Source organism: Kushneria sp. AK178, from assembly GCF_053903105.1.
On the sequence record NZ_CP096381.1, the window covers coordinates 828,660 to 855,629 of the forward strand.

Consider the following 26,970-nt stretch of genomic DNA (forward strand, 5'->3'; position numbering starts at 1 on the left):
GCTATGGCGTGACACGGGCGGCAGTCAGAAACAAGAACAGCAGGCCTGAAGGCCTGCTGTAGAGGGGGACGCTGGCGGGGAAGGGTTACAGGGTTTCGATGGTCCGCCGCTGCGTCAGCAGCGTTTCGCGCGTGGCGCGGGCCTCCTCGAGCTTGCTGCGCTCCTTGTCGACCACGGCAGCCGGCGCCTTGTTCATGAAGCTCTCGTTGGCGAGCTTTTTCTCGACGCCATCAATGAGCTTGTCCTGCTTGTCGAGGTCGCGGTCGATGCGGGCCAGTTCGGCATCGCGGTCGATGTGCCCGGCGATGGGAACATGGACTTCCATGGCGCCGACACGTTGAACGCTGGCGGCCGGCACCTCGTCGGGGGTGACAAAGCGCACGCTTTCCAGACGCGCCAGCTTGCCCAGAAACAGGGCGTTGTCCTCGAGACGCTGGCGGTCACTGTCGTCGCCGTGAGTCAGCAGCACCTCCAGCGGCTTGCCCGGAGCGATGTTGAGCTCGGCACGAATATTACGGATGGCGATAACGACCGCCTTGACCCATTCGATATCGGCCATCGCGGCCTCATCGATGCGGCTTTCATCCGCCTGCGGCCACGGCTGGACCATGATGGAGCTGCCCTGCTGCTCGATAGCCACACCGGCCAGCACTGATACCTTCTGCCAGATCTCTTCGGTAATGAACGGCATCATCGGATGGGCCAGTCGCAGGATGGTTTCGAGCACGCGCACCAGCGTGCGACGCGTGCCACGACGCGCCTCCAGCGTGGCCTCACTGTCCCACAGCACCGGCTTGGACAGCTCCAGATACCAGTCGCAGTACTCGTTCCAGACAAAGTCATAAAGCGCCTGGGAGGCGTGGTCGAAGCGGAACTCCTCCAGCGCCCCGGTGACCTGGGTTTCGACCTGCTGAAGCCTTGATATGATCCAGCGGTCCGCCAGCGACAGCGCGACCTCGCCGTCGGGGCCGCAGTCCTCGCCCTCGGTGTTCATCAGCACATAGCGGGCGGCGTTCCAGAGCTTGTTGCAGAAGTTGCGATAGCCCTCCAGGCGGCCGGCGTCGAACTTGACGTCCCGCCCGGTGCTGGCCAGCGACAGGAAGGTATAGCGCAGGGCGTCGGTGCCGTTGGACTCGATCCCTTCGGGGAACTCCGCCCGGGTGGCCTTCGCAATCGCCTTTGCCTTTTGCGGCTGCATCATGGCACCGGTGCGCTTTTCCAGCAGCGTGTCCAAATCGATCCCGTCGATCAGATCGATCGGGTCGAGCACGTTGCCCTTGGACTTGGACATCTTCTGCCCCTGGCTGTCGCGCACCAGCCCGTGGACATAGACCGTTTTGAACGGGACCTGACCGGTGAACTTGAGCGTCATCATGATCATCCGGGCGACCCAGAAGAAGATGATGTCAAAGCCCGTCACCAGCGTGCTGGTCGGGTGGAAGGTCTCGAGCTCCGGCGTCTGTTCGGGCCAGCCCAGCGTGCCGAAGGTCCACAGACCCGAACTGAACCAGGTGTCGAGGACGTCGTCGTCCTGAATCAGGGGCGTTTCGGGGGAGAGGGCATACTTTTCGCGCGCTTCCTCCTCGCTGCGAGCGACATAGATCGTCCCGTTCTCGTCATACCAGGCCGGAATGCGATGACCCCACCAGAGCTGGCGGGAGATGCACCAGTCCTGCAGATCGCGCATCCACGAGAAGTACATGTTCTCGTAGCTTTTGGGCACGAAGCGAATATCGCCGTTTTCCACCGCCTCGATGGCCGGCTTCGCCAGCGTCTCGACGGCGACGAACCACTGGTCGGTCAAAAGCGGCTCGATCACATCGCCGGAGCGGTCGCCATAGGGCAGGGTGTTGGTGATGGTCTCGACCTTCTCCAGCAGTCCCAGCGTGTCCATATCAGCCACGATCTTCTCGCGTGCTTCAAAGCGCGGCAGGTTCTGGTAGGCCTCGGGCAGGGCGGTGTCGATATCGTCGCGCGGGCTGCCGTCCATGTTGAAGACTTCAGCCGCCTCGCGGATGCAGGCCTGCTGGGTGAAGACGTTGATCAGGGCGCTGTCGTGACGCCGGCCCACGCCGTAGTCATTGAAATCATGCGCTGGCGTGATCTTCACACAGCCCGAGCCCTTCTCCATGTCGGCGTGCTCATCGGCAATCACCGGAATGCGGCGACCCACCAGCGGCAGGATGACGTGCTTGCCGATCAGGGCAGCGTAGCGTTCATCGGCAGGGTTGACCGCCACGCAGGTGTCGCCCAGCAGCGTCTCCGGGCGGGTGGTGGCCACCACCAGGTGATCCAGCCCCGCCTCGGTGGTCACGCCGTCGGCCAGCGGATAGCGAAAGTGCCAGAACTGGCCCTGCTGATCGCGATTTTCCACTTCCAGATCCGAGATCGCCGTGCCCAGCGTCGGATCCCAGTTGACCAGCCGCTTGCCGCGATAGATCAGGCCCTCGTCATGCAGGCGGACAAAGGCTTCACGCACCGCGTCGGAGAAACCGTCGTCCATGGTGAAACGCTCGCGGCTCCAGTCAACGCTGGTGCCCATGCGCCGCAGCTGGCGGGTGATGTGGCCGCCGGACTCGTTTTTCCACTCCCACACCTTGTCGATGAACGCCTCGCGGCCCAGATCGTGGCGCGACTGGCCGGTTTCGTGCTGCAGCTTGCGCTCGACCAGCATCTGGGTGGCGATGCCGGCATGGTCGGTGCCGATCTGCCACAGCGTGTTGTGCCCCTTCATGCGCTGATAGCGGATCAGGGTATCCATCAGCGTGTCCTGGAAGGCGTGCCCCATGTGCAGGCTGCCGGTCACATTGGGCGGCGGAATCATGATGCTATAGGGCGACCCCTGACCGGTGGGCGCAAAATAGCCTTGGGATTCCCAGTGCTGATACCAGGCGCGTTCGATCGATTCAGGCTGATAGGTTTTTTCCATGGACCGGCTCGGTTTGAAGCTGTGTAAGGACTCGCGGCGATTCAGCGTCTGCGCGAGGCTGCGAAAAATGGCGCCAAGTATAGCGCCGGGCAGGGGGTGTCGTCATGACGTGGCAGGCAAGGGCAGGCGAAAGGCCGGCACGGCGTCACGGGAGCGACGCCGCGCCGACGACCAATCAGCCGTTGATGTGGTGGGCCTTGACCTCATAGCCGCGGCTTTTGTAGGTCTGCCAGCACTCGCGCTTGGCGCTGAGCACTTCCTGATGCTGATTGATGATCTCGGCGACGCGTTCGAAGCGGGAAAACCAGCCCGGAATGGCGGCGTTGAGGTTCAAAAGCGCCTCGATGCCCGGCTCGGGCGGGGCGTCCCACCCCAGCGTCACCGGGGCCGGCGGCAGGCTCTGCTCACCAATGAACACGTGCGGCACGAAGGCGTCCCGGCGAAAGATCCACAGGCGCTCGTCAAAATCGCGCGCCATGGCCTCATCTTCCAGGTGCACGTGCAGCCGGTAGCCCTTGCGATAGATGGTCTCGGCCAGCCGACAGGCGAAGTCGAACCGCGCCTCGAGCGTGGTGGCCGAGAGCACATAAAAATCGATGCGGGTCATGCTCAGACGCCGCCGTCGATATCCAGACGCGCGCCGGTGGTAAAGGACGCCTCACTGCCTGCCAGCCACAGGATGCCGTTGGCGATCTCGTCGGCATTGCCGGCACGTCCCATGGGGATGCTCTGGCTCGATTTTTCCGGCTTGTCCGGGTTGCCGCCGCTGGCATGAATCCCGGTGTTGACCACGCCCGGACGTACCGCGTTGACCCGGATGCCTTCCCCGGCCAGCTCCTTGGCAAGACCCTCGGTGAAGGTGTCGATCGCGCCCTTGGAGGCGGCGTAGTCGACATACTCGCCCGAGCCGCCACGATGGGACGCTGCCGAGGAGATATTGACGATGGCGCCGCCCTTGCCGCCGTGGCGGGTCGACATGCGCTTGATCGCCTCACGCGCGCAGATGAACGGGCCGGTGACGTTGATGCGCATCATGCGATCGACACGCTCAAAACTCATCTCCTCCACCCGCGACACCTGATCGATGATGCCGGCATTGTTGACCAGCACATCCACCGGGCCCAGCTCGCGATCGACCGTCTCGAAAAGCGCGATGATATCGGCTTCCACGGCCATGTCGGCCTGCACGGCCAGGGCGTGGCCGCCGGCAGCAGTGATGTCGTTGACGACCTGATCGGCCGCCTCGCGGTTACTGACGTAGTTGACGGCGACCCGGTAGCCGCGGTCGGCGGCCAGGCGGGCCGTGGCGGCGCCGATGCCGCGGCTGCCGCCGGTCACGATCATGACGTTGCTCATTGACTCTCTCCTTGTCGGGGGTAGGGCAGGCGTTAACGCGATAACGCCGCCTGCGGGCGGCGTTGCAGGGCTCAGGCCAGGCGCGTCAGCCAGCCGTGACGATCCTCGGTACGACCGTACTGGATATCCAGCAGCTGCTTGCGGATCGATTTGCCGACCTCGCCGCCGCTGCCGTCACTGCAGGTCAGGCGGTCGCTGTCGCTGACCAGTTCACCGATGGGCGTGATGACCGCGGCAGTGCCGCAGGCGAAGACTTCGGTGATCTCGCCCGAGCGTACGCCGTCGCGCCACTCGTCGATGCTGATGGCGCGCTCTTCGGGTTTGAGGCCATCATCGGCGGCCAGCTGCAGGACCGAGTCGCGCGTGACGCCCTCGAGAATCGTGCCGGTCAGGGCCGGCGTGACGATGCGCCCGTCCCTGAACACGAAAAACAGGTTCATGCCGCCCAGCTCTTCGACCCATTTGTTCTCGACCGCGTCCAAAAAAGCGACCTGGTCGCAGCCGTGGGCCTCGGCTTCCTTCTGCGCGGCAAGCGAGGCCGCATAGTTGCCGCCGCACTTGGCAAAGCCGGTGCCGCCGGGGGCGGCGCGGTTGTAGTTGGACGACAGCCAGATCGACACCGGCTTGACGCCGCCCTTGAAGTAGGCCGCCGCCGGCGAGGCGATCACGTAGTAATCGACCTCCTGTGATGGCCGTACGCCAAGGAATTTCTCGCTGGCGATCATGAAGGGGCGCAGATAGAGGCTGGACTCCTCGGCCTCGCTGGCGGGCGTGGGGACCCAGTCAACGTCCTGGCCGACCAGTGCCTTCAGGGAGGCGATAAAGGTCTCGGCGTCCAGCTCCGGCAGGGCCAGACGGCGTGCCGAGGCCTGAAAGCGCGCGGCGTTTTTCTCCGGGCGAAAGGTCCAGACCGAGCCGTCGGCGTGGCGGTAAGCCTTGACCCCTTCAAAGATCTCCTGGGCGTAGTGCAGCACCGAGGCCGCCGGGTCCAGCGACAGCGGGCCGTAGGGGCGCACTTCACCGCCGATCCAGCCGTCGGCCCGGGTCCAGCGCACATGCGCCATGTGATCGGTGAAATAGCGACCAAACCCCGGGTTTTTCAGAATCTCGTCACGCTGACCGGCGTCGGCGGGCGTGGTCGTGGGGTGAAGCTCAAAGCCTTGAGAAGACACGATTCGGATTCTCCGTTCGTACGGTAGCCAGGCGAGAAGTACACATCGCTGTCGATCATCGGCAACGGCGTATCCGATAACGCTGGTCCGACCAATGATTAAGGGAAACGTCAGAAACAGGGGGTCAAGAATGACACAGCCGCCCTGTGCCAATAAAGCCCGCCGCATGGCGGCGGGCTCGGGGACCGGCAAGAGGGTTACCGGGGCGCGCGCGCAAGCAGATATTCGCTCAGCAAGCCGACCGGTCGACCGGTGCCGCCCTTTTTGCCTTCCCAGGCCGTGCCGGCCACATCCAGGTGCGCCCAGGGGTAGCTCTCGGTAAAGCGAGACAGAAAGCAGGCCGCCGTGATGGTGCCGGCCGGCCGGCCGCCGATATTGGCCATGTCGGCGTATTCGGAGTCGAGCTGGCTCTGGTAGTCATCCCACAGCGGCAGCTGCCAGGCGCGGTCCCAGGCGGTGGTCCCCGCGGTCAGAAGCTGCTGTGCCAGCGCATCGTCGTTGGCCAGAAGCGCCGAGGTCTGATGACCGAGTGCCACGATACAGGCGCCGGTCAGGGTCGCGATGTCGATGACCGAGGCGGGCCTGTAGCGCTCGGCATAGGTCAGGGCGTCACACATTACCAGCCGGCCCTCGGCGTCGGTGTTGAGAATCTCGACGGTCAGACCCTTGAGCGTGGTGATGATATCGCCGGGCTTGAATGCCTTCGCGTCCGGCATGTTTTCGGCCGAGGCGATGATGGCGACCACGTTGATCTTCGGCTTCAGGGCGGCAACGGCCTTCATGGTGCCCATGACGCTGGCGGCCCCGCCCATGTCGAATTTCATCTCGTCCATGTTGGCGCCGCCCTTGATCGAGATGCCGCCGCTGTCGAAGGTGATTCCCTTGCCGACCAGCACATGGGGGGCTTCTTCCGGGTCCTCGGCGCCGTGATACTCCATCACGATCAAACGCGACGGCTCGGTGCTGCCCTGGCCCACGGCCAGAATCGCCCCGGCGCCCATGGCTTCAAGCGCTTTCTCGTCGTGAATGGTGACCTTGATATCGCCCCTGGCGCCCAGCTTTTCGGCTTCATCGGCCAGATAGCGCGGCGTGCAGACATTGCCCGGCAGGTTGCCCAGCTCGCGGGCCAGATTGATGCCGCCACCGATACCGGCGCCGATGCGGGCACCGGCGTCGGCGTCGGCAGCCTCATCGGCCTCGCTGATCATCAGTGACAGCTGGGTCAGGGTGACCGGCGGGCGCTTTTTCGATTTGAAGGTGTCAAAGCGATAGGTGGCACGCAGCGTGGCCTCGGCAATCATGCGGGCCTTCCAGACGACGTCCCTCGGGCCGTTTTCCCGATCCAGCATGGCGATGGCGGCGTTTTCGACCGGCAGGGACAAAAGCACGGCGAAGGCAGCATCGAGGACCTTTCGAAAGGCGCCTTCGTTGAATGCCTTCGTTTCGCCACAGCCCACCAGCAGCAGGCGGGCGGTGTTCAGGCCGGGCGCAAAGGGCACCAGCTGGGTGGCGGCGGTCTCCGGGTCGAAGTCGCCCCGTTCCAGAAGCTGGGTAATAAGACGCTCGCTGGCGTCATCCAGACGCTCGCTGGTCGGGGGCAAATCACCGTCCTTGAACACCGGCACAATGATGCAGTCGGTTTCACAGCGGGCCGGGTTGGCGGTGAGCACGGGAAATTCCATGGTGTCTCCCCAAGACAATGCGGTGGGTATTGGCGATAATGGCTGTTTTGAACAGACACGGTGTCGAGTACGGTAAACGTCCGCTCGACGCGTTGAACAGGTGGGTCCGAACAGACCTTCAGTGTACGCAAACCCCTGCGCCATTGCATGGTCGGGAGTCACCTCACGGCGCCTGCATCGGAAACGATCGCCTGGTATTGATGTATGAGGGAGTCTGCGCTTGATCGTTTTTCGTTATCTGATTCGTGAAATACTGACCACGATGAGTGCCGTGACCGGCATTCTGCTGCTGGTCATCATGGGCAATCGCTTCATTCGTTACTTCAGCGATGTGGCCGAAGGGGACTTTCCGGCCAGCCTTCTGGGCAGCCTGATGCTGTTTCATCTGCCCAGTTTCCTTCAGCTGATCCTGCCGCTGGCCTTTTTTCTGGGCATTCTACTGGCCTACGGCCAGCTCTATCTCAACAGTGAAATGACCGTGCTGGCCGCCTGTGGCGTCAGTCCGGGCCGTATTCTGGCTGCGTCGTTCTGGCCGGCACTGTTGATGGCCGGCGTGGTCGGGCTCTGCAGTCTGTGGCTGACGCCGGCCGGGCTGACCCAGAACGAAAGGACGCTGACCGAGCAGCAGGAGCGGGCCGATTTCAGCGCGCTGACGCCGGGGCGCTTTCAGACGCTGGGCGATCGCACCATCTATGCCGAGCGTGTCGAGCAGGGCAGCAGCCGGATGGAAAACGTCTTTATCGCCGAACAGACCCGCAATGAACAGGGCCAGCGCGTGGAGGTCCTGACCCGCGGCGAGAGCGGCTATCAGACCACCGATCCGGAAAGCGAAAGCCGCTTTCTGGTGCTCTCCGACGGCACCCGGGAGAGCGTCAGGCCCGGGAGCCGGGTTGCCGAGCGGCTGGTATTCGAGACCTACGCCGCCCGGCTGGAAAACGGCACGGCACAGATGGATGTCGATGACGTCGAGCTTCAGCCTACCCGGCAGCTGCTGGGTGATGACAGCAACAAGGCGCGCGCGGCGCTGCAGTGGCGGGTATCGCTGGCCCTGATGGTGCCGATACTGACCATGATCGCCCTGCCGCTGTCGCGAGCCAACCCGCGTCAGGGGCGCTTTTCCAGGATAATGCCGGCCATCATTTTATATGTGGCCTACATGAGTCTGCTGCTCGCCGCGCAGGATGCGGTGGCCAGCGGCAGCCTCTCGAGCGCCATCGGCCTGTGGCCGGTCCACGCTGTCTTCGCCCTGATCGGGGGCTGGCTGTTATATCGCAGCAACCGTTATGGAGGGGCGCGCTGATGTTCAACCGGCTGGATCGCTACATCGCGCGCAATGTGCTCATGGGCATGCTCATTGTGCATCTCATCATTCTCGGGCTCGATTTCACCATCAGCTTTATCAACGACCTGGGCGATACCGAGGGCAACTACGGTACCCTGCAGGTGCTGATGTATGGCGTGATCCGTCTGCCGTGGCGCTTTTACCAGTACGCCCCGGTCAGCGTGCTGATCGGCTCGCTGGTCGGGCTCGGCGCCATGGCCTCCAGCAACGAACTGACCGTCATGCGCTCGGCGGGCTTCTCCCTGTGGCGCATTCTGGTCGGGGTCATGAAGCCGCTGCTGGTGGTGGTGCTGGTGGTCATGGCGGTAGGCGAGTATGCGGCGCCGCGTACCGAAATGTTCGGCCAGGCCTGGCGGACCGAGCTGCAGGAGGGCAGCGCCATCTCCCGCCGCGGCGGCTGGCAGCGCGAGGGTGACAGCTACTATCGCTTCGGCTCCATTCGCTCGGACAATACGCTTTTGGACGTCAATCGCTTTCGCTATGACGAGGATCGGCTGGTGGAGGCCACCCATGCGTCCCGGGCCGTGCTCGAGGGCGATGAGTGGACGCTGGAGGACGTGGATCGCACCCTGATGCGTGAGGATGGCACTAGCTCGGAGCATCTGGACCGGCTCGACTGGGACACCTCGCTGGACCCCGAGCTGTTGCGATTGATCATCACCGATCGCAACAGCCAGTCGATCGAGGATCTGTGGCGCTACGGGCGCTATCTCAACGACCAGGGCATCAGTGCCACCGATACCTGGCTCTATTTCTGGCAGAAGGTGCTGCTGCCGCTGACGCTGATCTCGCTGGTCATCATTGCGGCCTCGTTCATCTTCGGGCCGCTGAGAAGCGTCGCCGCGGGCACGCGCGTGTTCTACGGCACGGTGGTCGGGCTGGTCTTCAAATACATTCAGGATCTGCTGGGCCCGGCCGCGACCATCTTCGGCTTTTCGCCCATCTGGGCCATCGTGGTACCCATGATGGTCTGTTTCGGCATCGGCTTCTGGCTGCTGCGCCGCGCCGGCTGACGGCCGGACAAACGCCGTTACTGCCGCAACGCCCCGAAGCGCTCGCTTCGGGGCGTTGTGCGTTGAACGGCCACGGGCGCCGGTGCGTTGGACCAATAGCCGTTTGTTGTGCTGCCACCGCAGTGCCAGGGTAAAAGAGGCCAAGCGCTTCTTTTGTCGATTGCGACCCTGACCCTCTGGAGGTGACAGATGCAATACGCCAGACCCGGCAGTTCGGATGCCCTCGTGCGTTTTCGCGAGCAGTACGACAACTTCATCGGCGGCGAGTGGTGTGCCCCCCACGATGGCCGCTACCTGGACAATGTGACACCGGTGACCGGCGAGGTGTTCTGCCGGGTGCCGCGTTCGGGACGTGACGATATCGATCGCGCCGTCAGGGCGGCGCAGCAGGCCGCCCCCGGCTGGGCCGCCACGCCGCCGGCCGAGCGCGCCGGTGTTCTGCTCAGGATGGCCGATCGCATCGAGGAGAACCTCGAGATGCTGGCCGTGGCCGAAACCTGGGACAACGGCAAGCCGATCCGCGAGTGTCTGGCGGCCGACCTGCCGCTGCTGGTGGATCACTTTCGCTACTTTGCCGGCTGTATCCGGGCGCAGGAGGGCGGCATCAGCGAGATCGACAGCGAGACGGTGGCCTATCACTACCACGAGCCCTATGGCGTGGTGGGCCAGATCATCCCCTGGAACTTTCCGCTGTTGATGGCCGGCTGGAAGCTGGCGCCGGCGCTGGTGGCCGGTAACTGCAGCGTGCTCAAGCCCGCCGAACAGACGCCGGCCTCCATCTGTGTGCTGCTGGAGCTGATCGGGGATCTGCTGCCGCCGGGCGTTTTGAACGTGGTGCAGGGGCTCGGCGAGGAGGCCGGCGAGGCGCTGGCAAGCCACTCCGGCATCCAGAAGATCGCCTTTACCGGCTCCACGCCGGTGGGCAGTCACATCATGTCGCGGGCTGCCGAGCGCATCATCCCGGCCACGCTGGAGCTGGGCGGCAAGTCGCCCAACATCTATTTCGAGGACGTGCTCGATCACGGTGACGCCTACATCGACAAGTGCGTCGAGGGGCTGATGATGACCTTTCTCAACCAGGGCGAGGTCTGCACCTGTCCGTCGCGGGCGCTGATTCATGAATCGGTCTATGACACGCTGATGAGCCGTGCGGTAGAGCGGGCCAAACGGCTCAAATCCGGCAACCCGCTGGATACCGATACCGAAATGGGCGCCCAGGTTTCGAAGGAGCAGTTCGACAAGATTCTCTCCTACATGGAAATCGGTCGTGACGAGGGCGCCGAGCTGCTGCTGGGCGGCGAGCGCGCCCCGGTCGGTGATGACTATCAAAACGGCTTCTACGTGCAGCCCACGATCTTCAAGGGGCGCAACGACATGCGCATCTTCCAGGAGGAGATCTTCGGGCCCACGCTATCGGTGACCACCTTCAGGACCGAAGAAGAAGCCCTGGCGATCGCCAACGACACCGAGTTCGGTCTGGGCGCCGGGGTCTGGACGCGTGACATGAACCGCGCCTACCGCATGGGGCGGGCCATTCAGGCCGGTCGCGTATGGACCAACTGCTATCACCAGTATCCGGCGCACGCCGCCTTCGGGGGCTACAAGAAGTCCGGCATCGGCCGCGAGACCCATCTGGCGGTGCTGGGCAACTATCAGCAGATCAAGTGTCAGCTGATCTCCTACAGCGACAGTCCGGCCGGACTGTACTGAACACGCTCTCCGGGTATCAAAGAGCGACTTCGGTCGCTCTTTTTTTGTGTCGCCCTCACTTTCGAGATTGACGCGAATGAAAATGTTTCGCATATTGCTCGAACGCAATCTCTTATGAGAATCATTTGTATTCTCTTTGTGGTGGGGGCTCCATGTTTGTATGCATGTGCAAGAAGGTCACGGACGGGCAGTTGAAGCAGGCGGTGGCGCTGGGCGCCTCGAGCTGGGAAGACGTCTCCCGGGTGACGCAGTGTTCCACCCAGTGCGGCAAGTGCACCTGTCTGGCTCAGGAGATCGTCGACGAGGCCCTGCTGAGTCGCCACATGGCGCAGCACATTCCGGCCCGTCACCTTGATGAGCTGGCCTACGCCGTACGATGACAGGCCCCTGCCGGGACGACCCTTCCCGGATGTTAACTGTTTGAATTATCTTGTGATAATGGCTCTCATCGAGCCCTTTTTTGTGCTTTTCCGGTCGAATTCCCCGCGCGTTTGATGGATACTGCCTCCACGGGCGGACGCGGATTTCGGCGACCGCCATGACCACTGATGGCGGAGAAAGACATGAAAGGCGATCCTCAGGTTATCGAGCACCTCAACAAAGTCCTTGGCAATGAACTCGTTGCCATCAATCAGTACTTCCTGCATGCGCGCATGTATCGCAACTGGGGCCTGCACGGTCTGGGCGACTGGGAGTACAAGGAGTCGATCGAAGAGATGCAGCACGCCGATATTCTGATCGAGCGCATTCTGTTTCTCGACGGTCTGCCCAATCTGCAGGACCTGGGCAAGCTGCATATCGGCGAACACGTTCAGGAAATGCTGGAGTGCGACCTGCGCATCGAGCACGAGGGGCGTGACGATCTGATCAAGGCCATCGGCCACTGTGAATCCGTCGCCGACTACCCCAGCAGCGAAATGCTCAAGAAGATCCTGGCCCAGGAAGAAGAGCACATCGATATCATTGAAACCGAGCTGCACCTGCTCGAGCAGGTCGGGCTGGAAAACTACAAGCAGCGTCAGATGCGTCCGGCCAACGAGCGCGACGAGGGCGAGACTGCCAACTGACCCGGTCACCTCACACGCTTGTGCCAGCGGGCCGCCCCATGGGGCGGCCCGCTGTCGTGTCAAGGCAGGCGGTCGGCAGGCGATGAAAGGGGCGGGCGCCGCCCGGGGCTAGAAGCGCCTGATCAGCGAGAAACGTGCGACCGGCTCGCCGTCGACCTCGACGTTTTCCCGGAACATGGCCAGCGGCCGCACCCACAGGCCGAACTCCCCGTAGAGGGCGCGATAGACCACCAGCGGCTCCTCGGTCTCGCTGTGATGCGCCACCCCCAGTACCTCGTAGTCGCTGCCCTTGTAGTGGCGATAAACGCCGGGCGTTATGGCGTGTTCGTGTTCTTGTTTCATGCAGGCTCCAGAGTCGCGGATTCTGTATCGTCATCGACGCTGCCGGTTCGAATGACACGCTCGATGGTGTGCCCCACAGCGGCAAAGCCGAAGGCGCCGGTGACAAAGGTGGCGGAGCCATAGCCGGCGCTGCAGCCCAGCTTCAGGGTCTCGCCATCGCCGGGACGCGTGTTGCACACCTCGCCGGCGCCATCGGGATAGCGCCGCTGCTCGGGCGAGTAGACGCAGGTGATCGCAAACCGGCGTCTGGGGTTGCGGCTGAAGCCATACTCCCGCCGCAGGCGGCTGCGCACCTTCGACAGCAGCGGGTCGTGCTCGGTGCGGGAGAGATCGGCGGTCATGACACGCGTCGGGTCGGTCAGGCCGCCGGCGCCACCGGTGACGGTCAGGCCGATTTTATGGCGCCGGCAGTAGTGGATCAGCGCGCACTTGGCGCCCACGTGGTCAATGGCGTCGATCACGTGGTCGGTATCGTCGGGCAGCATGCGCTCGATGTTGTCCGGGGTAATAAAGCCCGAAATGGCATTGACCTCTACCCACGGATTGATCAGCCGGCAGCGCTCGGCCATCACCTCGATCTTCGGCCGGCCGATGGTGCCATCAAGGGCATGCAGCTGGCGGTTGACGTTGGTGGTGCAGACATCGTCGAGATCGATCAGGCTGATGCGCTCGAACCCCGAGCGCGCCAGCGCCTCGACACTCCAGCTGCCGACCCCGCCGATCCCGATGACCACCACGTGAGCGCGGCGCAGGCATTCGACGCCCGTATGGCCATACAGGCGGCGCAGGCCGTCAAAACGCGCGGCGAAATCGGCCTCGTGGCGGGCGGTGTCCGGGCGCTCGGCGCTGGTTGAATCGCTCATGATGGGGCGTCTCCCGTATCGGGCAGGTCGTCGGTGGTCTCGCGCCACTGCACCCGGTTGACCGGGCAGTGCCCGCCCCAGCCAAACCGGAGCATCAGCGCGGCCATGTTGTCTTCAACGGCGGCACGCACCTCGAGTCTGCGCTGCCGGGCAGGATGATAAAACTCGAGCGACACGGCGGCCAGCAGCAGGCGGCCGGCGTCGAAATGATCGCGAAAGAAGCGGTTGTGCACGCCCTTACCGTGTCGGGCATCGCCGATGATGGGATAGCCGCCGCGGCTCAGGTGGCGACGGATCTGATGGCGCCGCCCGGTGGCGGGGGTGACCGACATCAGCGAATAGCGGCTGGTCGGATAGCGATCGATGGCAAGGGGCAGCTCAATGCTGTCCAGGCGTCTGACACGGGTTAGCGCGTCCATGGCCGGCATCTCGGCCTTGGGGCGCTTGCCGTCCTCCTCGCGCAGGGCCCAGTCATAGGTGGCCGCTTCGGGGCCGATGCCGCGCACGATGGCCAGATAGCGTTTCCGGACCTGCTGCTGTTGAAACTGATGGCCCAGTGCCGTGGCCATGTCGGGCGTCAGCGCAAACATCAGTGCCCCCGAGGTGGGGCGATCCAGTCGGTGGACGGGATGGACGTGCCGGCCCAGCTGGTCGCGCAGGGCCTGCAGCATGACCAGCGGCGCATGCCGGTCCAGCGCGCTGCGGTGCACCAGCGCGCCGGCGGGCTTGTGGACGATCACCAGATGATCGTCCTGATAAATCACGGGAATGGGGGTCGTCATGGAACCGTCGTGGTCGGGCATCAGGCGCTATTGTCGGCAATGGCACGTGCCGATGTACAGGGTCAGGATGGCGCCGTGGCAGGACTCTGTTAAAATCCCTGCGCCATCGACAGGGTCCGTCCACCGCTGTGCCGATGGCCTCGCCCGGGACACATCTTTACGAGGGAAAGCACATGGCTCACCTGGTCGTTCTCACCGGTGCCGGCATCAGCGCTGAAAGCGGTATCAAAACCTTTCGCGATGGCGATGGCCTTTGGGAGAATCATCACGTCGAGGATGTGGCCACCCCGGAAGGGTGGGCGCGTGATCCCGCGACCGTGCTGCGCTTTTACAACGAGCGCCGCGCTCAGGTGCGCTCGGCCCGACCCAATGATGCTCACCTGGCGCTGGCCGAGCTCGAGAAGCACTTTCGGGTCAGCATCATTACCCAGAATATCGACGACCTGCACGAGCGCGCCGGTTCAAGCGATGTACTGCATCTGCACGGCGAGCTTTTAAAGGCCCGCTCCAGCCGCAACCCGCGACTGGTCTATCGCCTTGGCGAGGACGACACCATCGAAATGGGGGACCGCTGTGACGATGGCGCTCAGCTGCGCCCGCACGTGGTCTGGTTCGGCGAGAATGTCCCGCTGTATGCCACCGCCTGCGATATCGTGGCAGAGGCCGATCTGTTGCTGGTCGTGGGCACGTCGCTGGCGGTCATGCCGGCCTCGATGCTGGTGGATGAAGCGCCGATCGAGGCCCCGCGTGTGCTGGTCGATCCCGGGGCGCGCGAGCTTGCCACCCGGGGCGTGGTGCCGCTGGCCACCAGCGCCACCGAAGGCGTTGGGTACCTGCGCGATTTCTGGTCACAGCATGGCCGCCCGCTCAAGCCCGATCCCGCCTCGCTGCTGTCGTCCTGACGTTCGGGCCCCTCATGCCCTGCCGCCGGGCGTTTGCCGTTACCGGGCAGGCGCCTTTTGTCCTCGCCACTGAATGAAGACGTTCATGTTTGAGCAGATCAACCGATTCTTCCCGCTGTGGGCGCTGGGTGCGGCGCTGCTGGCGGCCCTGTTCCCCGATGCCCTGGTCTCGCTGCAGGACGGGATATCACCGCTTCTGGCGCTGATCATGTTCACCATGGGGCTGACGCTGTCGCGTCATGACTTTGCCCGCGTGGCGCGGACACCGCGCGCCATCGTGATCGGCATCGCCCTGCAGTATCTCTTGATGCCGGCGGCGGCCTTCGCCATCTCGCACCTTCTGGGGCTGTCGCCGGCGCTTGCCGTGGGCATGATGCTGGTCGGTGCCACCTCGGGCGGCACGGCGTCCAACGTCATGACCTGGCTTGCCGGGGGCAATGTGGCGCTCTCCGTCAGCATGACGCTGATCTCGACACTGTTGTCGATTGTCATGACGCCGCTGCTGGTCTGGCTCTGGATGGGGGCGAACATCGAGGTGCCGGTGGGCGGCATGCTCTGGAGCATTGCAAGGCTCGTGATCGTGCCGATCGTGCTGGGGACGGTGGTGCATCATTTCATGGCGACCACCATCCGGCGTGTCGAGCCGGCGCTGGCGACCGTGGCCATGGCGGCGATCGTGATGATCATCGCCATCGTGGTCGCACTCAACGCCGGGCGTCTGGCAAGTCTGGGCCCGGTGATTGCGCTGGCCGTGGTCATGCACAACGCCTGCGGGCTTGTCGGCGGTTTCTGGCTGTCGCGTCTGGCGGGGCTGGATCTGCGGGACAGCCGCGCGGTGGCCATCGAGGTCGGCATGCAGAACTCGGGGCTTGCCGCCACGCTTGCCACCAGCTTTTTCCCGGCCGCCGCCGCGCTGCCAGGGGCGCTCTTTTCGGTATGGCACAACATCTCGGGGTCGATTCTGGCCGGCTACTGGAAACGGCGACCGACGGCGGCCGCGGATGAGGCGCAGAACGCATCATGAGCCAGGGCCACGACCCGCAGGCGCCGCGCCGACCGTTCAACGCGCGCGGCAGCCATGTGACGCGCTGTGAGCAGTGTCGCATGCCGGGCCTGCACTGCATCTGTGCCTACCGGTGTCAGGTCAGCACCCGGGCGCATTTCTGGCTGATCACCCATCGCATCGAGCACTACAAGCCGACCAATACCGGCCGTTTGATCGGTGACTGCATCGCCCATACCCGGGTCTTCGAGTGGTCGCGCACCGAGCCGGATCCGGCCCTGCTGGCGGCGCTGGCGGATCCGCGATTCGCGCCCTGTCTGGTGTTTCCCGACGATCAGGACGACTACCAGCATCGGGTGGTCAGCGTCGATCACGCCTGCGATACCGCGCGCATTCCGGTCTTTATCATCCTCGATGGCACCTGGCGTCAGGCGCGGCGGATGTTCCGCCGAAGCGACTATCTTGCCACGCTGCCCATCGTGGCGCTGCGCACCGACCGCCTGACCCGCTATCGGCTGCGCAAGCCGGCCAGCCCCGAGCATCTGTGTACGGCCGAGGTGGCCGCCGAGCTGCTGCAGCAATCGGGCGATGACGAGGGCGCCCGGGTGCTCGATGACTACTTCACGGTGTTCAACGAGCAGTACGCTGCCGCTCGGCGCGATGCCGGCAGCCCCCATGAATCCGGCGCTGCCCGGCGGCTTCTGGAAAGACGCTGCGCACGTACCGCCGAGGGCGGCTATTCTGTGGGCGCATGTTCATGACAGGAGAGGCGATATGACACTGGGAATTCTGGCCACCATCGATGCCAAATCGGGGCAGGAAGCGCGCGTTGAGGCTGAGCTGACCCGGGTAGTGGCACCGTCAAGAGAGGATGACGGCTGCCTGCTCTATACCCTGACGCGAGACAGCCAGCGGTCGTCACGCTTTATCATGGTCGAGCAGTGGCGGGACCGCGCTGCTCTCGATGCCCATATAGCCACCGGACACTACAAGCAGATGGCGCAGGCACTCGAAAACGCCGTGGACGGCATGGAAGTGCGGGAATACGACGTGCTGACCTGAGCCCTGCTGATGCCATCAAAAAGCCTGACGATGGCGACAAAAAGGGCGCCGTGACCCTGTCACGGCGCCCTTTTTTGATCCTGGTGCACCGGGGATCAGCCAAAAAGCTGTCCGGCGATGCGCAGCCCGGCGATCCAGGTCGCCGCCGCCGAGCCCGCCGTGGTCAGCAGAAAGACCAGCAGCGTGCGGGCCACCCGGTTGCGCCACCAGCCGCGCCAGTGGCTGACGTCATGGCGCAGGGTGGAGAAATCGCCCACCGTGGGCTTGCGCATGTAGAGCTCGACGCCGGCGGTCACAAAGCCTACGCCGATGGTCGGATTGAGCGAGGTCAGCGGTGCGGCCACAAGGGCTGCCAGTATGGTCAGCGGATGACCGAACGCGATCAGGGCCCCGAGCGCTGACAGCGTCGAGTTGATCAGCACCCACTCGCCGATCAATGACCAGCCCAGCGCCGTATCGCGACTGAATCCCACCGCAAAGCCGGCCACCACCAGCGCCACGATCAGCCAGGGCAGCAGCTTCCAGAGGCGTCCGGCGCTGGCGACGCTGTCCAGCGCCTGACGCTCGTCGGTGACGGCCGCCGGGGCGGGGGGCTCGGCATCGAGCGTGCGCAGGTGCGCGCCCATGCCCTTGAGATGGCCGGCGCCGATCACTACCAGCACGCGCCGGGTGCCGCCCTCGGGCAGCTGCTCGACAAGTTTCAGCGCCATGTAGCGGTCGCGCTCCTCGATCAGCGGGGTATACAGCTGTCGGGAGTGCTGCGCGAACTCGGTGAAGGTGGCTTCCAGCACGTCGCCCTCCTTGAGCCGTTCGATCTCCTCGCTGGACACCTTCTGGCGGGACAGAACGCTGCCAGCCAGACCCGATACGAGCGTCATGCGCTTGTACCAAGGCACGTTGCGGTAGACGCGCTTGAGGGTCGTGCCGATGTCGCGGTCGACCAGATACAGCGGCAGACCGGCATGCTGCGCCTCCTCGACGGCGGCCTTCATGTCGGCGCCCGGTTCGATGCCGGACTGTTCGGCCACGCGCTGCTGGAAGGCACCCAGCGCCAGGCTGGCGGCGACCATGCCGGCCTTGCCCTGGCGCAGCACCTGGAAAAGATCGAGCCGGGCGATGGCGTCGGGGTCGACCAGACTCTGATGGCGCGAGGCGCACAGCTCGACGGCCACGGCGTCAAACTCGCCGGAGCGAATCAGCGCGCGTACCTCGTCGGCACTGTCGCGGGAAACGTGGGCAGTTCCCACAAGCGTGAGATGATGATCCCCGACATCGAGGGCGTCGCGCGGACCCTGTCCCTGGTTGTGCATGGTGGCTCACAGGCTGGCGTCAATGAAGCTCGGCACCCGAGGTGCCGATCCGGGAGGCGTCATTATCGCCGAAACAAGGGCCATGAACCAGGATCGATACTGAATGGGCGGGGCGACAGGGCCCGTGACAGCGACAAGAACGTCTCGACGGGAGCCGGACCATGCTATATCGACTGGCGGCCGAGAGTGTACTGATCGTGCATCTGGCCTTTATTCTCTGGGTGGCGCTGTCCGCTCACGCCGCTGGAAAACATGCTGCGCCTGCGTGCCGGCCAGGCCGGGTTCGAAGGCGGCTTCATCGAGCACTATCTGCTGGCGATCATTTATCCGGCCGGCCTGACGCCGACGATCCAGCTCTGGCTGGGGCTGGGGGCCATTGTGATCAACCTGCCGCCCTATGCCTGGCTGCTGCGCCGGTGGTGGCAGAGACGTTAGAAAAAGCTCAGACCTACCTGGAACAACCGCTCAACTTCCTTGAGCCGGCGCTTGTCGACCACAAAAAGGATGACATGGTCATCGGTCTGGATGGTGATGTCGCGGTGGGCGATCATGACGTCACGGCCGCGCACGATGGCGCCGATGCTCACCCCTTCGGGCAACTTGACCTCGCCAATGGTGCGCCCGACTACCTTTGATGAGCGCGAGTCGCCGTGGGCAATCGCCTCAATCGCCTCGGCGGCACCGCGACGCAGGGAGTGAACGTTGACGATGTCGCCGCGGCGCACGTGGGTCAACAGCCCGCCGATGGTGGCCTGCTGCGGCGAGATGGCGATGTCGATCTCGCCGCCCTGGACCAGGTCCACATAGGCCGGGTTGTTGATCAGCGTCAGCACCTTCTTGGCGCCGAGGCGCTTGGCCAGCATCGAGGACATGACGTTGACCTCATCATCGTTGGTCAGCGCGCAGAAGATGTCGCACTCCTCGATGTTCTCCTCCAGCAGCAGCCGCTTGCTGGTGGCGCTGCCGTGCAGCACCACGGTGCGCTTGAGATTTTCGGAAAGCTGGGTGCAGCGTTCCAGGTTCTGCTCGAGAATCTTGACCTGATAGTCCTGCTCGAGCGTCTCGGCCAGGCGTTCGCCGATGTTGCCGCCACCGCCGATCATCACGCGGCGAAAGCCGCGATCCACGCGTCTGAGCTCGCCCATGACGGTGCGAATGTCCTTGCGTGCGGCAATGAAGAATACCTCGTCATCGGCTTCGATGACGGTGTTGCCGCGCGGCATGATCGGCCGGTTGCGGCGATAGATGGCCGCCACCCGGGTATCGACATTGGGCATGTGGCGGCGCAGAAACGCCAGCTCCTGACCCACCAGCGGGCCGCCATAGTAGGCCTTGACCGCTACCAGCTGCGCCATGCCGTTGGCGAAATCCAGCACCTGCAGCGCGCCGGGATACTCGATCAGTCGGCGGATGTGATTGGTCACCACCTGTTCGGGACTGATCAGCACATCGATCGGGATGGCGTCCTGGGAAAACAGCCCCTTGCTGGTCAGATACTGGGTGGCGCGCACCCGGGCGATCTTGGTCGGCGTGCTGAACAGCGTATGCGCCACCTGACAGGCCATCATGTTGACCTCGTCGGAGTTGGTCACGGCAATCAGCATGTCGGCGTCTTCGGCCCCGGCCTCCTTCAGCGTGACCGGATAGGAGCACACGCCCTGCACGGTCCTTAGATCAAGCCGCGTGCTCAGATCGCGCAGGCGCACACTGTCGACATCCACCACCGTAATGTCGTTGTCTTCATGCGCCAGATGCTCGGCCAGCGTACCGCCTACTTGGCCGGCGCCCAGAATGATGATTTTCATGACGATGGTCCGAAGGGTGAAGGGGCAAAACCAATGGCGGGGATGTTGGCACCAAACGGCGACAAGGGAAAGGGCGGGGAAGGGGGATAAAGGACCGATGCGGCAGCCAAGGGCCTGGCTGCCGCGCGGGCATCACTCGAGGGTGAAACCGACCTTGACGCTGACCTGCCAGTGGCCGACCGCGCCGTTTTCGATGTGGCCGCGGGTCTCGGTGACCTGGAACCACTGCATGTTCTGAATGGATTCGCTGGCCTTGGTCAGGGCATTCTGCACGGCTTCCTCGATGCTGGTCTCGGAAGAGCCGGTCAGTTCGACGGACTTGTAGACATGATCGCTCATGGTGTCTTTCCTTTAACGTGGCCCCTGGGCACTTCAGGCGTCAGGGGGGTCCATGGAGACGGCATCGACGATCGCGATACCGCCGTGTTCCAACCGCTGATGCGTTGCGGTGTCGCTGTCAAAGGACACCGGGCGCGTCAGCGGCCAGATAAATCGGGTATTGAAGCCGGCACTTCGGGCATCCTCGGCCGTCCAGAGCACGCACACCTCGCGCGCCAGGCCGCACACGGAGACCTCGGTTACCCCCCGCTCATGCAGCCAGCCGGCAAGCCCGGTAGTCGGGCGCGTGCCCGCTGGCCCGAGGTTGTCACGAAAGGCGCTGTAGCTGTCCACGCGCGGGTCGCTGCCCTTGCGAAGAATGAGATCCGCCAGTGACCAGTCCAGCCGCGTATCCAGCATGGCGCCGGCAGTGGCGCGCACGCAGTGATCCGGCCAGAGCGTCTGATCTTCACCATACAGCTCGATCGACTCGAAAAGCTGGCGGCCGTGGCGGCTGGCGAATGACACATGGCCGGCCGGATGCCAGTCCTGGGTGGCCACGATGTGGCCGTACTCGCCGCCGGTCATGGCGTGTTGTATGCCGGCGATGATGTCATCGCCGCGAGTACAGGCCAGGGCGCCACCGGGCATGAAATCGATCTGCATATCCACCACGATCAGCGCGCGCTGATTCGTCGGCGGCCTGGCGTCGGCCATGTCGGTATCATGGGGTACGTGGGCCATGCGGTGTCACGTGTCCGGCAGTCAGAATGGCCTTCAGTATCGAAGGCGCCTGCCCATCTGACAAGCGCCAGCGTGTGAAAGCGTGTTGTTCGCTCAGCCGGCGCGCTTTTCCAGCAGGGCGTAGAAAAACCCGTCGTGGCCATCGGGGGTGGGCATCAGCTGGCGGCCATCACTGCTGGGCCGGCCCCAGTCGGCCGTGATCGGCAGCGCTTGTGCGTCAGGCGTGCGGGCCACAAACGCGGCGATCTGCGCAGCGTTTTCCTCCGGCAGCACCGAGCAGGTGGCATAGAGCAGTCGCCCGCCGGGAGCCAGCCGCTGCCACTGGGCGTCCAGCAGACGCGCCTGCAGCGCGGCCAGCTCGACAATATCCTCGTCCCGCCGCAGGGCCTTGATGTCGGGGTGGCGGCGAATCACGCCGGTGCCCGAGCAGGGGGCATCCAGCAAAATGGCGTCGAAGGGCGTGCCGTCCCACCACTCGTGTTCGGTGGCATCGGCGGCTGCCAGGGTGGCCGACAGCCCCAGGCGGGTGAGCGTGTCGCGCACGCGCTCAAGCCGGGCGGCATCGCTGTCGAGCGCCGTCAGATCGCTGTCCGGGGCGCGCTCCAGCAAATGCGCGCTCTTGCCGCCCGGGGCGCTGCAGGCATCGAGCAGGCGCAGCGCTCGCCGGTCGAGACCCTCCAGCAGCAGCGCGGCGGCCAGCTGGGCGGCTTCATCCTGGACGCTGACATCGCCGTTTTGAAAGCCCGGCAGCTGCTCGACATCGCAGGGTGTCTCCAGCGTTACACCATCCTCACTGAAGGCACAGGCCCGGCCGGCAAGGCCGGCACCTTCCAGCCGTTCGAGCCACGCCGCGCGGGACTGGTGCTGGCGATTGACGCGCACCGTCATGGGCCCGGGCACGTTGTTGGCGGCCGCAATGTCGCGCCACTGCTCGGGCCAGGCATGCTGGAGCCGGGTCAGCAGCCACTGCGGGTGCCAGTGCGCTACCGCCGGGGTCTGCTTGGCCGCGGCCAGCAGGGTGTCACGTTCACGGTCGGCGCGGCGCAGGCAGCCGTTGAGCACCCGGGTGGCCCACTCCTTGTTGAGCTCGCGCGCGCCGCCGGCGGTTTCGCCGACGGCCGCATGCGTCGGAATGCGCATGTGAAAGAGCTGATACAGCCCGATCAGCAGCAGGGCATGTACGTCCTGGTCGCGCTGCTTGAAGGGCGATTTCAAAAGCTTTGCGGCGACGGCCTCGAGCTGGGGCAGGGCACGGCAGACGCCGAAGCACAGTGCCCGGTAGAGCCCGTGATCGCGCGGTGCGATGCCGTCGGGAACGTCACTGGACAGGGCGCTGCGCTGATTGAGCACCGGCGCCAGCGCCCGGGCGGCATGGGCGCGAACGCCGAGGGCGCGTGCGTTTTTTTGAGCGCGTTGACGACTCATTGTTCGACTCCCAGTCGTGTGCCGGGCGCGAACCGGTCGCGTCGGCTGTTAAGCAGCTCATGGGCCGGCAGCATTTTACCGCCCGGCAGCTGGGCGTGCGTGATGCGCAAAACGCCTTCGCCGCAGGCCACACACAGGGCGTCCGGCTCGGCATCCAGCAGCTGACCGGGTACGGCCTCAAGCTCGGCGCCCTGCGCTGCGCGAGTCTCGACCATCCAGAGGCGCAGCGTCTCGCCGTTCAGGGTGGTCCAGGCCACCGGGAAAGGGTTAAACGCCCGCACGCGCTGTGACAGCATCAAAGCGCTCTGGCTGAAATCGAGTCGCGCCTCGGCCTTGCTCAGCTTGGCCGCATGGGTCACGCCCTCTTCGGGCTGGGGGGTGGCCGGCAGCTGATGGTCGCTCAGGCGATCGAGTGCCTCGATCAGGGCCGCCGCGCCGATGTCGGCGAGGCGGTCATGCAGCGTGGCGGCCGTGGTGGTGTCGTCGATGGGCGTGTGGACCGTCAGCAGCATGTCGCCGGTGTCGAGCCCGTCGTCCATGGCCATGATGGTGACCCCGGTATCGCGGTCACCGGCCTCGATGGCGCGCTGGATCGGTGCTGCGCCGCGCCAGCGCGGCAGCAGGGAGGCGTGCACGTTGATGGCCCCCATGCGTGGAATATCGAGCACGGCGCGCGGCAGAATCAGCCCGTAGGCGACCACCACCAGTACATCGATGTCGGCCTCGATCAGCGGCGCATGCGCATCAGGCGTTTTCAGCCGTTCGGGCTGATGCACGGCAAGGTCGTGCTCCAGCGCCAGCGCCTTGACCGGGGAGGGCGTCAGGCGACGCCCGCGACCGGCAGGACGGTCGGGCTGGGTGTAGACGCAGATGACGTCATGATGGCTGTCGAGCAGGGCACGAAGATGTTCGGCGGCAAACGCCGGGGTCCCGGCAAAGGCGATGCGAAGGGGGCTGGGCATGGCGTGATCCTGAAAGACGTCAGCGCCCCTGCAGGAGGCGCTGATAAAGGGGATGGGCGGTCAGCGATGACCGGCAGACGGGCTCAGGACGTGGTCTTCTGGCGCTTGAGCATCTTCTTTTTGACGCGGTCACGCTTGAGCGGCGACAGATAGTCGACGAACAGCACCCCCTCCAGATGATCCGCTTCATGTTGAATGCAGTGGGCCAGCAGGCCGTCGGCTTCCAGCTCATAGGGCGTACCGTTGCGGTCCTGCGCCTTGAGATGCACCCGCAGGGCGCGGGGGACTTCGGCGTAGTATTCCGGAATCGACAGGCAGCCTTCCTGCAGCGGCTCGCGCTCGTCGCCCAGCAGGGTGACTTCCGGGTTGACCAGCACCAGCGGCTGGTTTTTCTCTTCGCTGACATCCATCACGATCACACGGCGATGCACGTCGACCTGCGTGGCGGCAAGGCCGATGCCCGGGGCGTCGTACATGGTGTCAAACATGTCGTCGATCAGGCGACGTACCTCATCGTCGACCTGCTCAACGGGCCGGGCGACGGTACGCAGCCGTTCATCGGGGTATTCGAGAATTGTCAGTAGCGCCATATCGGTATCTATCAGGGGGCTGTCATCCGTGCGTCCCCGGGGGAGTCGGGGTCAAGAACGCCGGGATCACGGCCGTAAATGCATGAATGGATTCACTCCGTATAGCGCCCATTGTAGTGCGCAGGCGTTGGCAACGGAACCGACAGCAGGGCCGGGATGACATGAAACAGCTTGAAAGGGGGAGCCGAGGCGCTCGCTTCGGACGTATAGCGCGGCCTGCGGCACTGGCAATGGCCATGCTGGCCGCCGTGGTGGCGGGCGCCGACACGGTACGGGCGGCTTCGATCAGTGGTCAGGATAGTGTCATGACCCTGTCGCCACGGCTGCGCTTTCTGCCGCTGGAATCCCGGCGTGACCCCGTGGATATTTCGGCCTGGTCGCAGGCGCTGATGAACCATCGCATTGTCGAGGCGGGGGCCGCCGAGTCACGGGCCTATGTGGTCAGCGGCAGCGAGGGGCGGTTGATCAGCGGCGCCGGTGATCAGGTGCTGGCACGTCACGTTCAGGGCCGCCCGGGCCAGCGGTTCGGCATCTACACCCCGGGCACCCTGCTGAAGGATGCACAGGGCAATGTGCTGGGGCAGGTGATGATTCGCCAGGGCGTGGCGCGTCTGGAACGGCCGGGCACGCCGCTGTCGACGCTCACCATTGAAAAGAGCCCGCGTGAAGTCAGTCAGGGCGCGCAGCTCATGGTGCTCGATGACTGGACGCCCCCGGCGCAGCTGACACCGCGGGCCGCGCCGGACGGCATCCAGGGTCGGATCATTGATCGCCCCGGTGCCGGGCACATTATGGGTCTTCGCGACATCGTGGTGATCGATCTGGGGCGTCATCAGGTCACGCCCGGCATGCGCCTGCGCGTGCAGGGCGAAGCGCAATCTGTTTCCGACCCGGTCACCAGCGAGTCGCTGACGCTTGAAGGCGGGATCCTGGGCGAGCTGATGGTCGTGCGCACCTTCGAACAGACCAGCCTGGCGCTGGTCACCCGTGCCGGACTGCCCATGGCCACGGGAGATCGGCTGGGGGCGCCTTTTGATGACTGACGTCACGCAACCGCAGACGCCCCGCCAGTGGCTGGCGCTGTCGATGCTGCCTCGCATGGGCGCTCGCGGTCTGATGACACTGCGCCAGGCCGCGCCCGCCTGGCCTGATGGCTGGCTGGCCCGTCTGCCCGCGGAGGCCGCGCAGATGATGCGCCACTATCTGCAGATGCCCGGGCAGGGGCCGCTGCATGCGAAGGTCGAGGCGGCCATGACCTGGCTTGAGCAGGATGTGTGCCATCATCTGCTGACGCCGGATCATCCCGCCTGGCCGGCCATGCTCGAGGAGCTGCCGGACCCGCCGCCGGTGCTCTGGGCCCGGGGCGCGCTGGAGGCGCTTTCCCGCCCGGCGCTGGCAGTGGTGGGAACGCGCCGACCCACCCGCGAGGGGCAGGACAACGCCCGGCGACTGGCGCGTGACATGGCCGAGGCGGGCTACTGCATCGTCAGCGGGCTGGCGCTGGGTGTGGATGGCGGCGCCCATCACGGCGCGCTGGAAGCGCGGGGCGCGACCGTGGCGGTACTGGGCTGCGGCGTCGATGTGCTGTACCCGAAAACCCACGCCCGGCTGCGTCGGCAGCTGCTGGAGGAGGGCGGTCTGCTGCTGTCCGAGCATCCGCCGGGCACGCGGGCGCATCCGCAACACTTTCCGCGGCGTAACCGCATCATTACCGGGCTGTCGCTGGGTGTGCTGGTGGTCGAGGCGGCCATGGCCAGCGGCTCGCTGGTCAGCGCCAGGCTTGCCATGGAGCAGAACCGGGAGGTGCTGGCGCTGCCCGGGTCGCTGCACAATCCACAGGCGCGCGGCTGTCTGTGGCTGATTCGCGAAGGTGCCCGGCTGGTCACCTGTCTGGAGGACATCGTTCAGGAGCTGCCCGAACGCCAGTGGGCCACTGCCACGCTCGAGCCCGCGCAGGCCCCTCTGGCGCTTGACGGATCGGATTCCGCCCCGCCCGCTGCGACGCCCCCCGACCATCGGCCCGATGATCCGCTCTGGCAGTGGCTGGCGGAGACGCCCGTTCCGGTCGACGATCTGGTCGAGCGCACCGGCGAGCCCATCGCCGCACTACAGTCGCGTCTGCTCATGCTGGAGCTGGAGGGCTGGGCGGCGCAGGTCGCCGGTGGCTGGGTGCGCAGGCTGGCATGAGATACACTGGCCCCCTGATTTCCGGGGCAATGGTATTGGCGCAGCATGTCTTCACATTTCGACTCTTCTCCTGCTCGACCCCAGCTGCTGAGGGACGCCGCTGCGCATCTGCACGGCGGCGGCGTGGTGGCCTACCCGACGGAAGCCGTCTGGGGACTGGGATCTGCACCGTAAACACATTGTAAAACCGTCTCAAAAGCAGTTGAAAAGGATCAGCGAACAGCCAGTCGGCGATGGTGTACATAGCGTCTACGAGCCGTGCCGCACGATATGCATTAGCCGGGTACCAAGCGGTTACTCAGCACGTTCTGGCGGCAGGTAGCTTCTTTCAGCGCTTTGCAGGATCACAGGAACGACATCCGCTATTCTTTGCCTGCGCCGTCGCAGGGTGCTGGCAAGTATCT

Annotated in this window: 28 protein-coding genes; 13 read left to right on the forward strand and 15 right to left on the reverse strand. The window is 64.8% G+C overall.

The annotated features are described in order from the left end of the window. Positions 1–85 precede the first annotated feature (85 nt). The 5 genes from M1D97_RS03740 to M1D97_RS03760 all read right to left on the reverse strand — a co-directional run bounded on the left by M1D97_RS03740 (position 86) and on the right by M1D97_RS03760 (position 7,139). Positions 86–2,929, reverse strand: a complete 2,844-nt coding sequence (locus M1D97_RS03740) for a valine--tRNA ligase (RefSeq protein WP_456269410.1) — start codon at positions 2,927–2,929, stop codon at positions 86–88. Between the two features lie 175 nt (positions 2,930–3,104). Next, positions 3,105–3,536 carry a DNA polymerase III subunit chi gene (locus tag M1D97_RS03745; RefSeq protein WP_456269411.1) on the reverse strand — a complete coding sequence of 144 codons (432 nt, stop codon included), beginning with the start codon at positions 3,534–3,536 and terminating at the stop codon, positions 3,105–3,107. Between the two features lie 2 nt (positions 3,537–3,538). Next, positions 3,539–4,285 (reverse strand): glucose 1-dehydrogenase, encoded by a 747-nt coding sequence (locus tag M1D97_RS03750; protein ID WP_456269412.1) that lies wholly within the window; start codon positions 4,283–4,285, stop codon positions 3,539–3,541. A gap of 71 nt (positions 4,286–4,356) precedes the next feature. Further along, positions 4,357–5,457: a branched-chain amino acid aminotransferase gene (locus M1D97_RS03755; RefSeq protein WP_456269413.1), complete on the reverse strand. Its 1,101-nt coding sequence runs from the start codon at positions 5,455–5,457 to the stop codon at positions 4,357–4,359. Positions 5,458–5,654: 197 nt separating this feature from the next. Further along, positions 5,655–7,139: a leucyl aminopeptidase gene (locus tag M1D97_RS03760; RefSeq protein ID WP_456269414.1), complete on the reverse strand. Its 1,485-nt coding sequence runs from the start codon at positions 7,137–7,139 to the stop codon at positions 5,655–5,657. A 220-nt stretch (positions 7,140–7,359) separates the two neighbouring features. Here M1D97_RS03760 and lptF point away from each other — a divergent pair, with 220 nt between their 5' ends. From lptF to bfr, 5 genes are all read left to right on the forward strand, one after another. Next, positions 7,360–8,439, forward strand: coding sequence for an LPS export ABC transporter permease LptF (lptF, locus tag M1D97_RS03765; protein ID WP_456269415.1), 1,080 nt, complete (start codon positions 7,360–7,362; stop codon positions 8,437–8,439). Then, positions 8,436–9,494 (forward strand): LPS export ABC transporter permease LptG, encoded by a 1,059-nt coding sequence (gene lptG / locus M1D97_RS03770; protein WP_456270167.1) that lies wholly within the window; start codon positions 8,436–8,438, stop codon positions 9,492–9,494. The genes lptF and lptG overlap by 4 nt, the downstream gene beginning before the upstream one ends. A 189-nt stretch (positions 9,495–9,683) precedes the next feature. Beyond that, positions 9,684–11,204 (forward strand): aldehyde dehydrogenase family protein, encoded by a 1,521-nt coding sequence (locus tag M1D97_RS03775; RefSeq protein WP_456269416.1) that lies wholly within the window; start codon positions 9,684–9,686, stop codon positions 11,202–11,204. Between the two features lie 152 nt (positions 11,205–11,356). After that, a complete protein-coding gene (locus tag M1D97_RS03780; protein ID WP_456269417.1) occupies positions 11,357–11,584 on the forward strand; it encodes a (2Fe-2S)-binding protein in 228 nt (75 codons plus the stop codon). Between the two features lie 183 nt (positions 11,585–11,767). After that, positions 11,768–12,271, forward strand: a complete 504-nt coding sequence (gene bfr, locus M1D97_RS03785) for a bacterioferritin (protein ID WP_456269418.1) — start codon at positions 11,768–11,770, stop codon at positions 12,269–12,271. A gap of 108 nt (positions 12,272–12,379) precedes the next feature. Here bfr and M1D97_RS03790 read toward each other — a convergent pair whose 3' ends face one another. From M1D97_RS03790 to M1D97_RS03800, 3 genes are read right to left on the reverse strand one after another with little or no spacing between them, the layout of a single operon-like run. After that, positions 12,380–12,613 (reverse strand): DUF1653 domain-containing protein, encoded by a 234-nt coding sequence (locus M1D97_RS03790; RefSeq protein WP_456269419.1) that lies wholly within the window; start codon positions 12,611–12,613, stop codon positions 12,380–12,382. Then, positions 12,610–13,476, reverse strand: a complete 867-nt coding sequence (locus M1D97_RS03795; RefSeq protein WP_456269420.1) for a tRNA threonylcarbamoyladenosine dehydratase — start codon at positions 13,474–13,476, stop codon at positions 12,610–12,612. Before M1D97_RS03795 ends, M1D97_RS03790 begins: the two co-directional genes overlap by 4 nt. Then, positions 13,473–14,258: a pseudouridine synthase gene (locus tag M1D97_RS03800; RefSeq protein ID WP_456269421.1), complete on the reverse strand. Its 786-nt coding sequence runs from the start codon at positions 14,256–14,258 to the stop codon at positions 13,473–13,475. Before M1D97_RS03800 ends, M1D97_RS03795 begins: the two co-directional genes overlap by 4 nt. 173 nt (positions 14,259–14,431) lie before the next feature. On the opposite strand from M1D97_RS03800, the gene M1D97_RS03805 reads away from it, so the two are divergent. From M1D97_RS03805 to M1D97_RS03820, 4 genes are all read left to right on the forward strand, one after another. After that, positions 14,432–15,160 carry an SIR2 family NAD-dependent protein deacylase gene (locus M1D97_RS03805; protein WP_456269422.1) on the forward strand — a complete coding sequence of 243 codons (729 nt, stop codon included), beginning with the start codon at positions 14,432–14,434 and terminating at the stop codon, positions 15,158–15,160. 85 nt (positions 15,161–15,245) lie between these two features. Next, the gene (locus tag M1D97_RS03810; protein WP_456269423.1) at positions 15,246–16,184 is read left to right on the forward strand and encodes a bile acid:sodium symporter family protein; all 939 of its coding nucleotides are present in this window, start codon (positions 15,246–15,248) and stop codon (positions 16,182–16,184) included. After that, on the forward strand, positions 16,181–16,924 hold the full coding sequence (locus M1D97_RS03815; RefSeq protein WP_456269424.1) for a tRNA-uridine aminocarboxypropyltransferase: 744 nt from the start codon (positions 16,181–16,183) through the stop codon (positions 16,922–16,924). Before M1D97_RS03810 ends, M1D97_RS03815 begins: the two co-directional genes overlap by 4 nt. A 13-nt stretch (positions 16,925–16,937) precedes the next feature. After that, on the forward strand, positions 16,938–17,225 hold the full coding sequence (locus tag M1D97_RS03820; RefSeq protein ID WP_456269425.1) for a putative quinol monooxygenase: 288 nt from the start codon (positions 16,938–16,940) through the stop codon (positions 17,223–17,225). Between the two features lie 95 nt (positions 17,226–17,320). Here M1D97_RS03820 and M1D97_RS03825 read toward each other — a convergent pair whose 3' ends face one another. Beyond that, the gene (locus M1D97_RS03825) at positions 17,321–18,535 is read right to left on the reverse strand and encodes a TraB/GumN family protein (protein ID WP_456269426.1); all 1,215 of its coding nucleotides are present in this window, start codon (positions 18,533–18,535) and stop codon (positions 17,321–17,323) included. A gap of 252 nt (positions 18,536–18,787) precedes the next feature. On the opposite strand from M1D97_RS03825, the gene M1D97_RS03830 reads away from it, so the two are divergent. Continuing rightward, a complete protein-coding gene (locus M1D97_RS03830) occupies positions 18,788–18,970 on the forward strand; it encodes a DUF2784 family protein (protein WP_456269427.1) in 183 nt (60 codons plus the stop codon). Here M1D97_RS03830 and trkA read toward each other — a convergent pair. The 6 genes from trkA to def form a co-directional block, all read right to left on the reverse strand. After that, positions 18,967–20,340: a Trk system potassium transporter TrkA gene (trkA, locus tag M1D97_RS03835; protein WP_456269428.1), complete on the reverse strand. Its 1,374-nt coding sequence runs from the start codon at positions 20,338–20,340 to the stop codon at positions 18,967–18,969. The two genes, M1D97_RS03830 and trkA, sit on opposite strands and share 4 nt — an antisense overlap. Positions 20,341–20,472: 132 nt before the next feature. Next, complete coding sequence (locus M1D97_RS03840; RefSeq protein ID WP_456269429.1) at positions 20,473–20,679, reverse strand: dodecin; 207 nt, start codon at positions 20,677–20,679, stop codon at positions 20,473–20,475. Between the two features lie 33 nt (positions 20,680–20,712). Continuing rightward, the gene (locus M1D97_RS03845; RefSeq protein ID WP_456269430.1) at positions 20,713–21,402 is read right to left on the reverse strand and encodes a nicotinamidase; all 690 of its coding nucleotides are present in this window, start codon (positions 21,400–21,402) and stop codon (positions 20,713–20,715) included. A 93-nt stretch (positions 21,403–21,495) separates the two neighbouring features. Beyond that, on the reverse strand, positions 21,496–22,827 hold the full coding sequence (gene rsmB, locus M1D97_RS03850; RefSeq protein WP_456269431.1) for a 16S rRNA (cytosine(967)-C(5))-methyltransferase RsmB: 1,332 nt from the start codon (positions 22,825–22,827) through the stop codon (positions 21,496–21,498). Then, complete coding sequence (gene fmt / locus M1D97_RS03855; protein ID WP_456269432.1) at positions 22,824–23,789, reverse strand: methionyl-tRNA formyltransferase; 966 nt, start codon at positions 23,787–23,789, stop codon at positions 22,824–22,826. The genes rsmB and fmt overlap by 4 nt, the downstream gene beginning before the upstream one ends. 83 nt (positions 23,790–23,872) lie before the next feature. Then, positions 23,873–24,379, reverse strand: coding sequence for a peptide deformylase (def, locus tag M1D97_RS03860; RefSeq protein WP_456269433.1), 507 nt, complete (start codon positions 24,377–24,379; stop codon positions 23,873–23,875). A 230-nt stretch (positions 24,380–24,609) separates the two neighbouring features. On the opposite strand from def, the gene M1D97_RS03865 reads away from it, so the two are divergent. From M1D97_RS03865 to M1D97_RS03875, 3 genes are read left to right on the forward strand one after another with little or no spacing between them, the layout of a single operon-like run. Continuing rightward, a complete protein-coding gene (locus tag M1D97_RS03865; protein WP_456269434.1) occupies positions 24,610–25,422 on the forward strand; it encodes a hypothetical protein in 813 nt (270 codons plus the stop codon). Next, positions 25,415–26,566 carry a DNA-processing protein DprA gene (gene dprA, locus M1D97_RS03870; RefSeq protein ID WP_456269435.1) on the forward strand — a complete coding sequence of 384 codons (1,152 nt, stop codon included), beginning with the start codon at positions 25,415–25,417 and terminating at the stop codon, positions 26,564–26,566. Before M1D97_RS03865 ends, dprA begins: the two co-directional genes overlap by 8 nt. Before the next feature lie 45 nt (positions 26,567–26,611). Further along, positions 26,612–26,740: a hypothetical protein gene (locus tag M1D97_RS03875; protein ID WP_456269436.1), complete on the forward strand. Its 129-nt coding sequence runs from the start codon at positions 26,612–26,614 to the stop codon at positions 26,738–26,740. Positions 26,741–26,970: the final 230 nt, after the last annotated feature.

Coding starts and splice junctions, on each gene's coding strand:
- M1D97_RS03740 (WP_456269410.1), bottom strand. CDS start 2,929: ATGGAAAAAACCTATCAGCCTGAATCGATCGAACGCGCCTGGTATCAG.
- M1D97_RS03745 (WP_456269411.1), bottom strand. CDS start 3,536: ATGACCCGCATCGATTTTTATGTGCTCTCGGCCACCACGCTCGAGGCG.
- M1D97_RS03750 (WP_456269412.1), bottom strand. CDS start 4,285: ATGAGCAACGTCATGATCGTGACCGGCGGCAGCCGCGGCATCGGCGCC.
- M1D97_RS03760 (WP_456269414.1), bottom strand. CDS start 7,139: ATGGAATTTCCCGTGCTCACCGCCAACCCGGCCCGCTGTGAAACCGAC.
- M1D97_RS03775 (WP_456269416.1), top strand. CDS start 9,684: ATGCAATACGCCAGACCCGGCAGTTCGGATGCCCTCGTGCGTTTTCGC.
- M1D97_RS03780 (WP_456269417.1), top strand. CDS start 11,357: ATGTTTGTATGCATGTGCAAGAAGGTCACGGACGGGCAGTTGAAGCAG.
- bfr (WP_456269418.1), top strand. CDS start 11,768: ATGAAAGGCGATCCTCAGGTTATCGAGCACCTCAACAAAGTCCTTGGC.
- M1D97_RS03790 (WP_456269419.1), bottom strand. CDS start 12,613: ATGAAACAAGAACACGAACACGCCATAACGCCCGGCGTTTATCGCCAC.
- M1D97_RS03795 (WP_456269420.1), bottom strand. CDS start 13,476: ATGAGCGATTCAACCAGCGCCGAGCGCCCGGACACCGCCCGCCACGAG.
- M1D97_RS03800 (WP_456269421.1), bottom strand. CDS start 14,258: ATGACGACCCCCATTCCCGTGATTTATCAGGACGATCATCTGGTGATC.
- M1D97_RS03805 (WP_456269422.1), top strand. CDS start 14,432: ATGGCTCACCTGGTCGTTCTCACCGGTGCCGGCATCAGCGCTGAAAGC.
- M1D97_RS03810 (WP_456269423.1), top strand. CDS start 15,246: ATGTTTGAGCAGATCAACCGATTCTTCCCGCTGTGGGCGCTGGGTGCG.
- M1D97_RS03815 (WP_456269424.1), top strand. CDS start 16,181: ATGAGCCAGGGCCACGACCCGCAGGCGCCGCGCCGACCGTTCAACGCG.
- M1D97_RS03820 (WP_456269425.1), top strand. CDS start 16,938: ATGACACTGGGAATTCTGGCCACCATCGATGCCAAATCGGGGCAGGAA.
- M1D97_RS03825 (WP_456269426.1), bottom strand. CDS start 18,535: ATGCACAACCAGGGACAGGGTCCGCGCGACGCCCTCGATGTCGGGGAT.
- M1D97_RS03830 (WP_456269427.1), top strand. CDS start 18,788: ATGCTGCGCCTGCGTGCCGGCCAGGCCGGGTTCGAAGGCGGCTTCATC.
- trkA (WP_456269428.1), bottom strand. CDS start 20,340: ATGAAAATCATCATTCTGGGCGCCGGCCAAGTAGGCGGTACGCTGGCC.
- M1D97_RS03840 (WP_456269429.1), bottom strand. CDS start 20,679: ATGAGCGATCATGTCTACAAGTCCGTCGAACTGACCGGCTCTTCCGAG.
- M1D97_RS03845 (WP_456269430.1), bottom strand. CDS start 21,402: ATGGCCCACGTACCCCATGATACCGACATGGCCGACGCCAGGCCGCCG.
- rsmB (WP_456269431.1), bottom strand. CDS start 22,827: ATGAGTCGTCAACGCGCTCAAAAAAACGCACGCGCCCTCGGCGTTCGC.
- fmt (WP_456269432.1), bottom strand. CDS start 23,789: ATGCCCAGCCCCCTTCGCATCGCCTTTGCCGGGACCCCGGCGTTTGCC.
- def (WP_456269433.1), bottom strand. CDS start 24,379: ATGGCGCTACTGACAATTCTCGAATACCCCGATGAACGGCTGCGTACC.
- M1D97_RS03865 (WP_456269434.1), top strand. CDS start 24,610: ATGGCCATGCTGGCCGCCGTGGTGGCGGGCGCCGACACGGTACGGGCG.
- dprA (WP_456269435.1), top strand. CDS start 25,415: ATGACTGACGTCACGCAACCGCAGACGCCCCGCCAGTGGCTGGCGCTG.
- M1D97_RS03875 (WP_456269436.1), top strand. CDS start 26,612: ATGTCTTCACATTTCGACTCTTCTCCTGCTCGACCCCAGCTGCTGAGG.